Source organism: Clostridium tanneri, from assembly GCF_033659955.1.
In the GTDB taxonomy this organism is placed as follows: Bacteria; Bacillota; Clostridia; order Clostridiales; family Clostridiaceae; genus Clostridium_AM; species Clostridium_AM tanneri.
Window position 1 is genome coordinate 204449 of sequence record NZ_JARUJP010000005.1, and the last position, 13608, is coordinate 218056.

The window sequence follows — 13608 nt, forward strand, 5'->3', positions numbered from 1 at the left end:
GTGTTTTTTTATTTGGCATTTTTAATATGCCTAAGTATCTCTTACGACGCTCTATGTATGATAGACAAATACTTTAGATCATAGAGGGAGATGGAAAGATGAAGAAGAAGGAAAATCACATTGAATTAATCTATGGAGTTGAAGACAAGCCTAAGATGTTAACACAAATTTTATTAGGCTTTCAACATATCTTTGCAGCCTTTGGTGGAATTATTGTTGTACCAATAGTTATTTCAGCGGCATTAGGTCTGGATGCAAAAACTTCAACAGCATTAATAAGTAGTAGTATTTTAATGGCAGGGGTTGCTACCTTTATTCAATCTAGAGGTATTGGACCAGTAGGTGCTAGAGTTGCCTGTGTTATGGGAACAGACTTTACCTTCGTAGCACCAGCAATTGTAGTTGGATCAAAATTTGGACTGGCAGGAATCTTTGGAGCAACAATTTTAGGCTCTTTTATAGTTATTATTTTAAGTTTTTTTGTTAAGCCTCTTATGAAATTATTCCCGCCAATTGTAACAGGAACGGTAGTATCTTTAATTGGTTTAACATTACTGCCGGTATCAATAGATTGGGCTGCTGGCGGTGTAGGAAGTAGCGATTATGGTAGTTTAAAAAATATTTCTATAGCTTTATTAATAATGATAATTACACTGTTACTAAATCACTATGGAAAAGGATTGATAAGCAGTGCCTCGATTTTAATAGGAATGGCTTTAGGATATGTTATCTGTATACCACTAGGTATGATAAACTTTTCATCTGTTAGTGAGGCAAGTTGGTTATCCTTACCTAAGATTTTTGGACATGGAATAAACTTTAACTTAAATGTTGTGTTACCTTTTATTCCAGCTTATTTTGTTACAATAATAGGAACAGTAGGATGTTTAAAAGCTATTAATGAGGTTTCAGAAATAAAATCAGAGGAAAAGGGTATAGGTGCAGGGGTTTTATCAGATGGAGTAGGAAGTATGCTAGCAGGATTCTTTGGAGCATTACCTAATACATCCTTTAGTCAAAACATCGGATTAATTCCGCTAACAAAGGTAGCAAGCCGTTATGTAACAATGATGGCTGGAATATTACTAGTTCTTTTAGGATTATTCCCTAAATTTGCAGCCTTAATAAATATAATGCCTCAGCCTGTACTTGGTGGAGTTGGAATTGTTATGTTTGGAACAGTAGCGGCAGCAGGGATTGAAACCCTAAGTCGTGTAAAGATAAATAATCGTAACCTATTAATTATAGCTACATCTATTGGATTAGGGCTGGGAGTTACCTTCCGTCCAGATTTTATCTCACAACTTCCAGAAGGCTTAAAGATGATTTTCTCATCGGGGATTTCAACAGGAACAATAGCAGCACTAGTATTAAATTTAATATTAAAAGAAGAAAGCACAAAATCTTGTGAAATAGGTGATATAAATGAAAGCATTGCATAAAAGAATAAAAGAAGAAGGACAAGCATTATCCCAAAACGTATTGAAGGTGGACTCTTTTTTAAATCATCAAGTAGACCCAGAACTTATGTATGAAATGGGAACTTATTTTAGAGATTATTTCAAGAACCATGGAATCACAAAGGTATTTACCATCGAAAGCTCAGGAATTGCTCCAGCAGTTATGACTGCTATGCAAATGAATTTACCGATGGTAACCTTAAAGAAAAAGACATCAAAAATCTTAAATGAAGATGTGTACCAGACTACCGTTCATTCCTTTACAAAGTCAGTAGATTATGAACTGACACTATCAAAAAAGTATATTAAAGCAGATGACTCAATACTAATTATTGATGACTTTCTAGCCAATGGAGAAGCTGCATTAGGAGCTGCCCGTTTAGTGGAGGCGGCAGGAGCTAAGGTTGCTGGAATTGGTATAGTAATTGAAAAATCCTTTCAACCTGGCCGTAAAGCTTTAGACAATAAAGGATATGATGTGTATTCATTAGCTAGAATTGCTAAGCTTGAAGAAGGAATAGTTGAATTTGTAGAATAATAGAAAAGATAGTGCCGTCTCTGGAGCAGAGTATGCTTCCGAGGCGGTTTTTATTTATAGATTAATCACCTATTAATGGTACCAATAATATAATGAAATATAGTAGAAAATTTTTTAAAGTAGATATGTAAAAAATAAAAGGAGTAGAGAGGAGTTATGAAAAGAAAGCATGGCATGTCAATTAGGTTAAGAATTATCACCATGTCCATAGCTATAATGATTATAATAGCATCCATGTTTGTTTTTTTTCTATATATTTCAGCAGATGATATATTAAGACTAATTCCTAATAATGAAGTTTTATCTAAGCTATTAATTTCAGTTGCGTTATCCGTTGTCCTTTGTATAGTGGTATCAATCATAATAATAATTATAGGTTCAAACTATTTTGCAAGACCTATTTCAAGACTAGTAAAGGAAGTAATAAAAAATAAGGACAAAGCAGGCAGGTTATATTTAGAGAAGAGTGGAATATCCGAAATAGATGAACTAACCACTGCACTAGAAGATATAAGTGGGGAGGTTTACGATTTGGCAGCTAGGTTGACAGAAATATTTAATCTAGTCGATGAAAGGATAGGCTGCTTTGAATATAATTTAAACACAGGAAAGACCTATCTAACAGATAACATTTTTAATATGCTTAATATTGAACATATTAACGGAGATAACTATATATCTAATGATGAATGGTTTGATATCTTAGGAGAAAAAATCTTTAAATCCATATTGCAGGAGAACAACCTTACCGTTGAGTATAAATTTAATAATTCAGAGAACAGCATATGGATAAAAGTTAAATCAATAAAAAATAGAGAAAATCTTCTAGGCATTATCACCAATATAACTGATGAAGTAGAAGAGAGGAAAAAGCTTGAGTACGATAGGGATTATGACATTCTTACAGGTTTATATAATAGACGTGCTTTTAGAAGAATTGTAAGTGATATCATTGAGAAAGACCCTAAAAGCTTTGGAGCAATGATTTTTATGGATTTAGATAATCTTAAATATATAAATGATACCTATGGTCATGAAATAGGCGATAACTATATACAGTGCACAGCAAAGAATATATCAGTTTTTAAAGAAATTGGAGCAGTGATTTCAAGAATATCAGGAGATGAATTTGCAATATATATTCATGGCTTTACAGATAAAGAAAGTGCCTTTGCACAAATAAAGGAGATTTTCTATAGAGAAAGTAAAAGGTTCCAGCTTCCGGGAGGACTAGAGAAAGAAATAAAATGCTCTAGCGGCATAGCCTATTATCCTATAGACGGAGGCAATTACGATGAACTTATAAAACATGCAGATTTTGCAATGTATCAAGTAAAACATTCTGTAAAGGGAGGAATAAAGGAATTTGATAGAGATTCCTACCAAAGGGTTAAAATATGATTTTAGAGTGCAAAAACATGGTATTTGCACTCTAAAATAATTATCAGTTTGTTATTTAAACTTTTTTTTCTTTACGTCAGAATTTTTGTTAACATCTTTTTTAACAGCAGGCTTAGCTTTTCTAGGATCAACGAAAGTTCCTTTATAGATATCCTTATGCTGAATTTCTATATCAAGCTCCCTTTCATATTTCTTTATTAAAGAAAGCTCCTTTTCTGTTACAACAGAAACAGCACAGCCATACTTTCCGGCTCTTCCTGTTCTTCCAACTCTGTGTAAGTATTCCTTTGGGTCCTCTGGTAAATCTAAATTGAATATGTAGTTTACGTCTTTTATATCTAAACCTCTAGCAGCTATATCAGAAGCAACTAGAATTTGGATCTTTCCGCTTATGAATCCTTCCATAGCCTTCTTACGGTCTTCCTTTGATGCATTACCGAATATTCCATGAGCTGCAATATTGTGATGCTGGAGCTTCAGGGTAGTAAGCTGGGTCTCTTCACTTTTATTAATAAATACAATAGCTCTTTCTGGGCTTATAGCAGCTACTAGCTTTCTTAAAACTTCAATTTTATCCCTCTGTTCTGCAGCCAAGTATATGTGTGAGATGTTTGGATTTACAGAAGTTTTATCTGCAACCTTTATAATTTCAGCATCCTTCATCAAAGCCTTTGCTTCCTTAAGAGTTTCTTCCTTTATAGTAGCAGAGAATACCATAAGCTGTCTGTCTCTCATAGTAGTTTTAATTACATCTTTAACCTTAGATAGATTGTTTCTATCTAGCAATCTATCCCCTTCATCTATCACTATGGTTTTAACAGTGTGAGCACTTATCTTCTTCATTTTTATAAGTTCAAATATTCTTCCTGTTGAACCTACAATTATATGAGGCTTTTCCTTTAGTTTTTCCACTTGTCTCTTAACATTAACCTCTCCTATTATAGCAGTTGAAGTCACTGGTATGCCGGAGTTATCAGCTAAAAGCTTTATTTGTCTATCTATTTGCATAACTAATTCATGGGTAGGAGCCAGTATTATTGCCTGCATTTCTCTTTTGCTGCTGTCTACCTTTTGAAATATAGGCAGCAGATAGGCTAGGGTTTTTCCGCTTCCTGTTTGAGATTCACCTATTATGTCCTTGTTTTCTAGTGCTAAAGGTATTACCTTAGCTTGAATATCCGTAGGTTCCGTTATTTCTTCTTTTTTTAGTCCTTCTATTAAATTGGCATTAAGTCCTAATATGTCAAAGGATGTTGTCATATAGTTGTCTCCCCTTTAAGTTTAATTTTGGTAAAAACTCATCTCATTTTATACTTAGTATGTGTGTTTGTCAATGTTGTTATAAGCTTTCACAGGGAATTTGAAGAAAAGATTAAAAATATATATAATAGAGTATAGATATATAAATTAAAATTGGAGGACTGCCATGTATCCTATAAAATTTGAAAACTTATACTTTGAGAAAATATGGGGTGGAAGAGATTTATCATTATTCAGAGATAATCTTCCAGAAGGAAATATAGGAGAGAGCTGGGACGTTGCTTGCCACAAAAATGGAACAAGTGTTGTTGCAAACGGGGAACTTAAAGGAAAAAGATTAGATACTTTAATAAAAGAAAAGGGCAGTGAACTAATTGGAACAAAAATCCCTAAGGACTGGTTTCCTCTTTTAATAAAGCTTATCAATGCAAAGGACAGTTTATCTGTCCAAGTACATCCTGACGACAAATATGGTCGAGAAGTAGAAGGAGATAAGGGAAAGACTGAAGTATGGTATGTAGTAGAAGCTTTTCAGGGGGCCAATATCGTAGTTGGAACAAAAGAAGGATGTACAAAGGATCAGTTTAGAAAGGCTATAGAAACTGGAAACTTGGAGCCTTACATGAACAAAGTTTATGTGAAAAAGGGAGAGGTATACTTTGTTAAAAGCGGACAGATACATGCCATAGGTGAAGGAGTTATTATTGCGGAAATTCAACAAAATAGCGACATTACCTATAGAGTCTACGACTATGGAAGGGATAGAGAACTTCACATAGAAAAAGCTTTAGACGTAGTTGATTTGAGGCTAAGAGGAGAAAAAGGTACGGGAATCAAAATAGAAAATGAAGGTTTTGACAAAACCTACCTATGTTTATGTAAGGATTTTTGTCTAGAAATGTATGACCTAAGAACTGAAGTGGAAGAAGCAAGTAGTGAAGAAAGATTTTTTGTTTTCACTGTGGTAGATGGAAGTGGAGAGATAGCCTATGAGGGTGGACTTGAAAAGCTTAGAAAAGGAGATAGTATTTTAATTCCTGCAGCCCTTGGCAAGTATACTTTAAGAGGAACTATGAAAGTATTAAAAAGCTATGTTCCAGATGTAGAAAAAGTGGAGAAAGAAATAATAAGTTTCATAAAAAAATAATAATACTATAAAAGTCATAAAGTTAACTTGAGCATAGTCATTATAGAAAAGGCTGATTGATATAAAAATTGAAGGCTGCACCAAAGCATGGTACAGTCTTCAATTTTGTTCTATACTAACTTTTTATCAAAAATATCAGACAAGCCTAGTCTATGGATTTTATCCTTAATCTCCCCATTATCCGTTGAGTATAAGCCAATCTTCTTCATTCTGTTAAAATACTCTGCTCCAGAAAAAGTATGTCTTATCCTATTGCCATTTTCGGTAGTCAGCCTGTAATTAGAATAAGAAATAATATCACCAATGACAGTTTCATTAGGTAAAACTAGCAAAGGCATCTTTGCAGCAAATCTTACTGCATTATGACCTGTCAAGGAGCCTGTGCAAATAGCTTCGGTATGACCTATGAAGAAGCCAGACTTTTCACCGGCACAGAACAGGTTATCCACCCCAATTACCTTTAAGTCATTGGTTCTAGGAGCAGCAGCTAAATACCTTATAGAGTTACCCTTTCCGCCAGCATAAGGGTCCATAAATCGGACTTTTTCTAGACCAGGGATTTTTCTAAGCTTATCAATAGGATAGAAAGGACTCATAAGCTTAATGTGTCCAGTATCAAGTAATACTAAGTTTTCTGCAAATTGTTGTAGCGCATACTGCTGACATACCTTAATATTTAGTTTATCTGAGTTAACATCTTCAGGTGGAATTTTTAGCACCACAGAACCTTTTTCATCTAACTCTTTAATTAACTCATCAGATAAACTGTCCTTTGGTACTTCACAGGAACCACTAAAGGCACCAGGAGTTCCATCAACCCTCTCTGAATACAGGTCCGCTGCACCAGCCTTAGCACTTATGCTAACTCTTGAGCCAAAGGTAGGACATCTTAAAACACACATTACACAGCCATTTCCGTATTTAGAGCAGTTATCCATAGCACCAGTAGAACCGGTAGTGTCTATAAATACATCTCCCTCTATAAGGCTGCCATCTTGAAGCTTTATGGCTTTAATCCTCCTATTGTCCATTTCCACTGTAGCTGCTCTGGCAATTAAGTTAACTTCGATACCTAAATCTGATAAGTACTTTCGCACATCTGGCTCAACCTTACTTACATCATAAAGAGATGCATGGTTATGCTCAGGAAAGTCTATGTTTTTATGCCGAGCATTAGCATCCATAATCCGAATCAAGTCTCCTGCACCTAGGTTTATTAATTCCTCTGCAGCAGTATATCTTCCATTGTTTCTAAATATCCCTCCTACATTTCCAAGCCCTAATAATAAATCAGTTTTTTCATATAAGGCTACCTCAGCTCCTGCTTTTTTAGCTGTAATTGCAGCGGCACAGCCAGACCAACCCCCACCTATAATTATCACTTTCATAAATAACACCAGCCTTTCATTTTGAATGCTACTATCAGCATATTTAGAAATTGTAATTTTGTGACTGGTTTTAAAAATAATTATTGAAACTTTAGTGTTAATCAATTAGCTTCGCCTTTAATTTTGTACTATTTATATTATCTTTTGGGAAATATAATAATTAGATATATTAATGAAAAGAATGCTTTTATTAGAGAAAATTGTTATAATTTAAGTTCATAAGAAAATATAAGAAGGAGAAACAAGTATGACAAATTTAGAATTTAAAAGTTTCAATATAGATGAAGAAATCCTAAAGGCTATAGACCTTCTAGGTTACAAAAAGCCTTCAGAAGTTCAGGAGCAGGTTATACCTTTAGCTCTTGAGGACAGAGATATCATAGTAAAATCTCAAACTGGAAGCGGAAAAACTGCAGCCTTTGCCATTCCTCTATGCACAAAAATAGACATAGAAGAAAGAGACTCCCAGGTATTGGTGCTTACACCTACTAGAGAATTAGCAATTCAGGTAAAAGAAGATATAACTAATATAGGAAGATTTAAAAAAGTAAGAGCTGCAGCTATCTTTGGTAAACAGCCCTTCGAATCACAGGTAAGAGAGCTAAAACAGAGAGTTCATATGGTAGTAGGCACTCCAGGAAGAACAATGGATCATATTGACAGAGGAACCTTAAGCTTAGATAAGATTAAATATTTAATCCTAGACGAAGCAGATGAGATGTTGAATATGGGCTTTATTGACCAAGTGGAGGCTATAATAAATAAGCTGCCTAAAGACAGAATAACTATGTTGTTTTCTGCAACTATGCCAGAGCAAATAGAAGAACTAGCCCGTAAATACATGATTAATCCCACTAATATTGAGATTGAATCTAAAACATTAAATAGGGAAAAAATTAAACAGGTGTACTACGAAATTGAAGAGGATAAGAAATTTAATCTTTTAAATAAAGTTATATACACAGAAAGACCAGATAGTTGTATACTGTTCTGCAGAACAAAAGATAACGTAGGAACCTTAGCTCAGAAAATGAAAAATAGAGGTTATTCTGTAAGTGCACTTCATGGAGGAATGCTTCAGAAGGAAAGAATTGATACTATTAGAAGCTTTAAGCGAGGGGAATTCAGCTTTTTAGTAGCTACTGATGTAGCAGCCAGAGGAATAGATGTAGAGGATATAACTCATGTTATAAACTACGATATTCCGCTAGAAAATGAAAGTTACGTTCATAGAATTGGAAGAACTGGTCGTGCAGGCAGCGAAGGAATGGCAATAACTTTTGTAACTCCTTATGAACATAGATTTTTAAGTGACATAGAAGAATATGTGGGATATAAAATAGAAAGAGCTGAGATGCCTTCTAATGAAGATGTAGAGCAGGGAAGAAAAATATTTGAGGAAAAGTCTAAGGTTAAGCCTAAGTTGAAAACCGACAAAAGTGCTAAGCTTAACAAGGAAATCATGAAAATATACATAGGTGCTGGCAAAAAGAAAAAAATAAGACCAGGAGATATAGTAGGAACTATTACCAGCATTGAAGGTATAACTGCAGATCATATCGGAATCATAGATGTCCAAGATAATGTTTCCTATGTGGATATATTAGATGGAAAAGGAAAGCAGGTGCTAGAGGCACTTCAGCATAAGACTATAAAAGGGAAAATTGTTAAGGTTCAAAGAGCAGCAAAGTAAACTGAAAGCTATTCAATAGATTAAAACAGAAATGTACATCACCAAATAGATGGAATAGTAAATATTTTATAAATATGGTTAACGATTTTTAAAATATTATTTTATTATCTATTGCATAATAAATAGTGGTATGGTATTATGAATAAGTACTAGCGGTTAAATAATCGCTAAGGAGATTTAATAATGGTGAACAACATGTCCTCGTTTTGAGAATTAGTTGTCAGTTTTAAATCTTAATTTTCAAAAAGGAGGAAATTAACATGGCAGATAAGAATTTAGTATGTAAAGACTGTGGTAAAGATTTCGTATTCACTGAGGGAGAGCAAGCTTTCTACAAAGAGAAAGGATTCGAAAACGAGCCACAAAGATGTGCTGATTGCAGAAGAGCAAAGAAGCAACAAAACAACAACAACAGAGGATTCAGAAGATAATAACATTTTGAATACTTTACCCTATAAGATTTAATCTTATAGGGTTTTTAGTTTTATATAACATTACACATCTTAATATAAATAAGCTGTTATCTAAGAAATAATTCTTTTTGGTAATTGTATCTACAAGTTACGATAATTTTCAAAGACAAAAAATTAAAAAAATGATATAATGATGTGGTCAAAAAGCGAGGTGTTAAAGATGAGTGATATTGCAGGAAGTGGTTGCGACGTATTAGTTCCCTTTAATGAAAGAAAGCCACTAGAGGAAATAGAACGTAGTATTACCAAGAGATATAAAAAACATATATGGTCAAAATTTATAAGAGCTATAAAGGACTACAAATTAGTAGAAGAGGGAGACAAGATAGCAGTAGCTGTATCTGGAGGAAAGGACAGCTTACTTATGTCAAAATTATTCCAAGAATTACAGCGTCATGGCCAGATGAAGTTTGAATTAGAATTTATCGCCATGGACCCAGGATATCATCCAGATATAAAAAAGCTTTTAATTGATAACTGTGAATATCTAAATATTCCTATTAACATATTTGAATCTGGTATTTTTGAAGTAGTAGACCGTATTGCAAAGGACTACCCTTGCTATATGTGTGCAAAAATGCGTCGTGGTTCGCTATATTCAAAAGCACAGGAATTGGGCTGTAATAAACTAGCTCTTGGACATCACTTTAATGATGTTATTGAAACTACATTATTAAATGTACTTTACTCAGGGAACTTTAAAACAATGCTTCCCAAATTAAGATCAACAAACTTCTCAGGATTAGAATTAATTCGTCCTCTTTACTATATTGAAGAGCAGAACATTCAGCGTTTTACACAAAATGCTGGTATATGGCCATTAAACTGTGCTTGCATGGTAGCTGCGGAGAAAATAGGAAACAAGCGCTATGAAATTAAGGACTTACTAGTTGAATTAAAGAAAAACTTTAAGGATGTAGAAAAGTCTGTATTCCAAGCAGCACAAAATGTCAACATGGATTCAATTTTAGGTTGGCAGAAGGACGGAGAAAAACACTCCTATTTAGATTTTTACGATGAAGAATAAAAAGGTGCCACCCAAGCTTAATTGGGTGGCGCTTTTATTTATACATTATGAACAGTACTAAATTCTCTAAGAAGTCTCAAATAATGATTTGCTTCTCTAGTTACATGGTCTGCCAAAAGTGGCAGCATAACAGATCTTATCTTACAAGCTAGGATTCCTTCAGTACCCTGTTTCTTAAAGTTCCTCAATTCTGTAACTTCATTTAAGCTTTTCTTTGTAACTGCTGGGAATCTATTAGGTTCCTTCTTAAGGGAATTAACCTGCTTTTGAAGGGCGTCAAAGGTATTTGCAAAATCGTTAGCCTTTTGGAAAAGCTGTACCTCAGTTGGGTCTAGATATCCTCTTATAAATTTAGAATGATCTCCCATAATATCATTCCAAAGAATTTCCTGCTCAATCATTTCTCTAATGCTGTCAATGCCATCTTTATTTTCAAGCTTTGTAAGAAGCATAACGTAGAACTTAGATTCTTCTATTATATGATGAAGCATAGAAGGATAAGTATAGCTAAAGGCTTTACAGGTAGATATATTCTTTAAAAGATTTGATTTGAATATTATAGCGGTATTTGTTCCGGATATTGCAGCCTTGTTTAACATGGAAACCTGCTTTAGCAGCTGTTTAGTTTGCTTTCCTTGGGTAGCAGCTGTTAAGTTAAGCTCTCTTTGAGTAATTCTAGTATCTATTGGTATACCAGTTAATGCTTGAGTTTGCTTTTCAGCAGGAAGTGTAAGCTTAGTCACAAATTCTCCAGAGGAGAGGGCTTCCTTTCCTATTATTCCATTTGCCAATATTACTGTTCTAGCTAAGAGTTTTTCGAAGGTGTTTTTTAAGGCAACTAACTGACGGGATACTGTTATGTCTCTTGGAGGTAGAGAAGCTGCTGCGAAGATGGCATGCTCCTTTACAATTCTTAAGAAGAATAGATTTGTTTCTAGTGAGTGTCTTATATAATCCTTATCAGATAACATTATAATCTCCTTTATATTAATGATACTATCCACTTACTATAGTATGTTGTTACGTTGAAATTTGTGATACTGAATTCTGCAAAATACTTCTTCAACTTATAGAATAAACCACTAGTGTTTAACTATTGGGAGGTGTTTCTATTGGCACCTGCATCATAACTGCATTACAATTTTTATAAAAAGTAGCTTTACAAGGACTTTTAATGTTCTAAATCTAGTTTCATAAACAAAGTACAAAAGCAGTTTAGCGTTACCGTTTATGATGCATATTTACAAATAATGCTTTTGAGCATAATAATAGTGCAGCCTGAATGTCGCCCGTTAAGGTGATTCATCATTTAAACTGCACTACTTTTTTATGAATCTTATTTTTTATTTTAATATAGATATCGATATATTAAATACAGTTGTAGTAATAAGGGTAATAAGGATAATATTACACTAAGAGATACTTTACTAAATTTCTTATATTGCTTAATTGCGTTAGAAAGAAAAATAAAAATAAAAATTAAATTCATTGAAACAAAGCTTAAAGTTATATTTTTAAAATAATAAAACATACATGTCATTAAAAACAGCATTAGAAATATTGCAAATTTAATTTGTGTATTCATTTTTAATTTAAATTTATCCACGCTGAGGGAATTCTGTGTACCTTATTGTTGTTTCATATGTACTCCAAGTTCTATCTGAATACACATCTAATTCATGTTTCACAGTGGGATTTCTATAATTGGCATCCCAGTATTCTCTATATTTAAATGAGCAAAAACCTGCAACTCCCACTATAACTCCTACACCACCAATAAGAGCAGCATCAGGTGGGAATGCATAGACAGCTGCTATCATACCAGCTATAACAGCAGCACTTTCTGATCCTAAGAAATTTAATTTAAATTGACTATTGGCTATTTGCTCCCAACCATTACTTGCTGTTTTCGCAACAGTAGATTTATTATAAACATTTGATTTTTCTACAGTACAAACATACTTACCATCCAGATATAACTTATTAGTATCTGAATTAAATGTTATAAGTTTTTTGTTCATTTTTTGAATCCCCCTTGATAAAATTTAATATTTGCAAAATTACAAGTATAAATACAAAATTGGACAAATTTTACATTTTAGCCATGATATTGATTATATATTCCAATAAGGGTAATGTCAACCTATTTCGGTATCGTATTCCTAGGATGGATGATGATGATTAAGAATTTATTAGAACAATTTAGTATTTAGTATAATTAAAGGTGTGAATTTGAAACCTAATTATTCTACTTTCAGTAGGGAATATAGTATTGATAAAAGAATTGTTAAAAAATACTATAAAAGTTATGAAAAAAAATCAAAAATTAGGGTTAAGCCAAGCAAGTTAGATAAATGTTATGACGATAGCTTGTTGAATAGTTAATATTATATAAACCTTGTCTTAAAAATTCATACAGTAGTATATGATATTGTACTAAATGTTCTTTGATTTTCTATTTTACTGTAAACAATTAAATAATATTCATTTTAAAATATCAAATGTAAACGTTTTGTAAACAGGGTTAAATAATTAACACATATACAATTCTGAATATTAAAACTAATGCATAGGATGTGAAAAAAATATTTTTATAAATTTAAAAAAAACCATTAGTCCAATTGAAGTGCAATAAAGTCCAAATGAAAAATCTATAATTGAATATGAAAAAATTCATGGGGAATTATATATTAGGGACAAAACGTGAAACAAAGACAAATCTTTGATAAATTATTAATTAAGAAATTAAAAAAGATTTAAAAAAAAGAGAAGGATTAATTCAATAGTTATCGAATATAAATAGTGTAAAGAAACTTAGACATCAATTGTACAAATTTAATGATAAAATAAATTCATATATGGGGGTAAATAAAATGACAAATGTAAAAGTAAACTCAGCAGACTACATTAAAGAGGTCATTGAAAACGTTAAGAAAAGAAATGGCAATGAGCCAGAATTCTTACAAACTGTTGAAGAGGTTTTAGGATCACTTGCTCCAGTACTTGACAAACATCCAGAATACATCGAAGAAAATCTTTTAGAGAGATTCTGTGAGCCAGAAAGACAAATCATGTTCAGAGTTCCATGGGTTGATGATGCTGGAAAGTTACAAGTTAACAGAGGTTTCAGAGTTCAATTCAACGGAGCTATAGGACCTTACAAGGGAGGATTAAGATTCCATCCTACAGTTTACATAGGAATAATCAAATTCCTAGGATTT

At 33.0% G+C, this 13608-nt stretch carries 12 protein-coding genes; 8 read left to right on the forward strand and 4 right to left on the reverse strand.

Going from position 1 to position 13608, the window contains the following annotated elements; all coding sequences use genetic code 11:
- Positions 1-98: 98 nt before the first annotated feature.
- The 3 genes from P8V03_RS06455 to P8V03_RS06465 all read left to right on the forward strand — a co-directional run bounded on the left by P8V03_RS06455 (position 99) and on the right by P8V03_RS06465 (position 3399).
- A complete protein-coding gene (locus tag P8V03_RS06455; protein ID WP_261670630.1) occupies positions 99-1442 on the forward strand; it encodes a nucleobase:cation symporter-2 family protein in 1344 nt (447 codons plus the stop codon).
- A complete protein-coding gene (locus P8V03_RS06460) occupies positions 1426-1998 on the forward strand; it encodes a xanthine phosphoribosyltransferase (protein ID WP_318797371.1) in 573 nt (190 codons plus the stop codon). The genes P8V03_RS06455 and P8V03_RS06460 overlap by 17 nt, the downstream gene beginning before the upstream one ends.
- 156 nt (positions 1999-2154) lie before the next feature.
- Positions 2155-3399, forward strand: a complete 1245-nt coding sequence (locus tag P8V03_RS06465) for a GGDEF domain-containing protein (protein ID WP_318797373.1) — start codon at positions 2155-2157, stop codon at positions 3397-3399.
- 51 nt (positions 3400-3450) lie between these two features.
- On the opposite strand, the gene P8V03_RS06470 is transcribed toward P8V03_RS06465, so the two are convergent.
- Entirely contained in the window at positions 3451-4659 is a 1209-nt protein-coding gene (locus P8V03_RS06470; RefSeq protein WP_318797376.1) for a DEAD/DEAH box helicase, read from the reverse strand.
- Positions 4660-4825: 166 nt separating this feature from the next.
- On the opposite strand from P8V03_RS06470, the gene P8V03_RS06475 reads away from it, so the two are divergent.
- Positions 4826-5806, forward strand: a complete 981-nt coding sequence (locus P8V03_RS06475; protein WP_318797378.1) for a type I phosphomannose isomerase catalytic subunit — start codon at positions 4826-4828, stop codon at positions 5804-5806.
- 110 nt (positions 5807-5916) lie between these two features.
- Here the strand turns inward: P8V03_RS06475 and P8V03_RS06480 are convergent, their stop codons facing one another.
- Positions 5917-7194 (reverse strand): FAD-dependent oxidoreductase, encoded by a 1278-nt coding sequence (locus P8V03_RS06480; protein WP_318797380.1) that lies wholly within the window; start codon positions 7192-7194, stop codon positions 5917-5919.
- A gap of 247 nt (positions 7195-7441) precedes the next feature.
- Here P8V03_RS06480 and P8V03_RS06485 point away from each other — a divergent pair, with 247 nt between their 5' ends.
- The 3 genes from P8V03_RS06485 to P8V03_RS06495 all read left to right on the forward strand — a co-directional run bounded on the left by P8V03_RS06485 (position 7442) and on the right by P8V03_RS06495 (position 10387).
- On the forward strand, positions 7442-8887 hold the full coding sequence (locus P8V03_RS06485) for a DEAD/DEAH box helicase (protein ID WP_318797382.1): 1446 nt from the start codon (positions 7442-7444) through the stop codon (positions 8885-8887).
- 260 nt (positions 8888-9147) lie between these two features.
- Positions 9148-9318, forward strand: coding sequence for a zinc-ribbon domain-containing protein (locus tag P8V03_RS06490; protein ID WP_261670637.1), 171 nt, complete (start codon positions 9148-9150; stop codon positions 9316-9318).
- A gap of 202 nt (positions 9319-9520) precedes the next feature.
- Positions 9521-10387, forward strand: a complete 867-nt coding sequence (locus P8V03_RS06495; protein ID WP_261670638.1) for a tRNA 2-thiocytidine biosynthesis TtcA family protein — start codon at positions 9521-9523, stop codon at positions 10385-10387.
- A gap of 38 nt (positions 10388-10425) precedes the next feature.
- Here the strand turns inward: P8V03_RS06495 and P8V03_RS06500 are convergent, their stop codons facing one another.
- Positions 10426-11358 (reverse strand): DUF2935 domain-containing protein, encoded by a 933-nt coding sequence (locus P8V03_RS06500; protein ID WP_318797386.1) that lies wholly within the window; start codon positions 11356-11358, stop codon positions 10426-10428.
- Positions 11359-11985: 627 nt separating this feature from the next.
- On the reverse strand, positions 11986-12408 hold the full coding sequence (locus tag P8V03_RS06505; protein WP_318797387.1) for a hypothetical protein: 423 nt from the start codon (positions 12406-12408) through the stop codon (positions 11986-11988).
- Between the two features lie 852 nt (positions 12409-13260).
- On the opposite strand from P8V03_RS06505, the gene P8V03_RS06510 reads away from it, so the two are divergent.
- Positions 13261-13608, forward strand: a 348-nt coding sequence (locus P8V03_RS06510; RefSeq protein WP_318797389.1) for a Glu/Leu/Phe/Val dehydrogenase dimerization domain-containing protein, incomplete at its 3' end; no start/stop codon positions are given.

What these genes read in the sequence shown, in the direction of transcription:
- P8V03_RS06455 (WP_261670630.1), top strand. Translation starts at nt 99, where the DNA reads ATGAAGAAGAAGGAAAATCACATTGAATTAATCTATGGAGTTGAAGAC.
- P8V03_RS06460 (WP_318797371.1), top strand. Translation starts at nt 1,426, where the DNA reads ATGAAAGCATTGCATAAAAGAATAAAAGAAGAAGGACAAGCATTATCC.
- P8V03_RS06465 (WP_318797373.1), top strand. Translation starts at nt 2,155, where the DNA reads ATGAAAAGAAAGCATGGCATGTCAATTAGGTTAAGAATTATCACCATG.
- P8V03_RS06470 (WP_318797376.1), bottom strand. Translation starts at nt 4,659, where the DNA reads ATGACAACATCCTTTGACATATTAGGACTTAATGCCAATTTAATAGAA.
- P8V03_RS06475 (WP_318797378.1), top strand. Translation starts at nt 4,826, where the DNA reads ATGTATCCTATAAAATTTGAAAACTTATACTTTGAGAAAATATGGGGT.
- P8V03_RS06480 (WP_318797380.1), bottom strand. Translation starts at nt 7,194, where the DNA reads ATGAAAGTGATAATTATAGGTGGGGGTTGGTCTGGCTGTGCCGCTGCA.
- P8V03_RS06485 (WP_318797382.1), top strand. Translation starts at nt 7,442, where the DNA reads ATGACAAATTTAGAATTTAAAAGTTTCAATATAGATGAAGAAATCCTA.
- P8V03_RS06490 (WP_261670637.1), top strand. Translation starts at nt 9,148, where the DNA reads ATGGCAGATAAGAATTTAGTATGTAAAGACTGTGGTAAAGATTTCGTA.
- P8V03_RS06495 (WP_261670638.1), top strand. Translation starts at nt 9,521, where the DNA reads ATGAGTGATATTGCAGGAAGTGGTTGCGACGTATTAGTTCCCTTTAAT.
- P8V03_RS06500 (WP_318797386.1), bottom strand. Translation starts at nt 11,358, where the DNA reads ATGTTATCTGATAAGGATTATATAAGACACTCACTAGAAACAAATCTA.
- P8V03_RS06505 (WP_318797387.1), bottom strand. Translation starts at nt 12,408, where the DNA reads ATGAACAAAAAACTTATAACATTTAATTCAGATACTAATAAGTTATAT.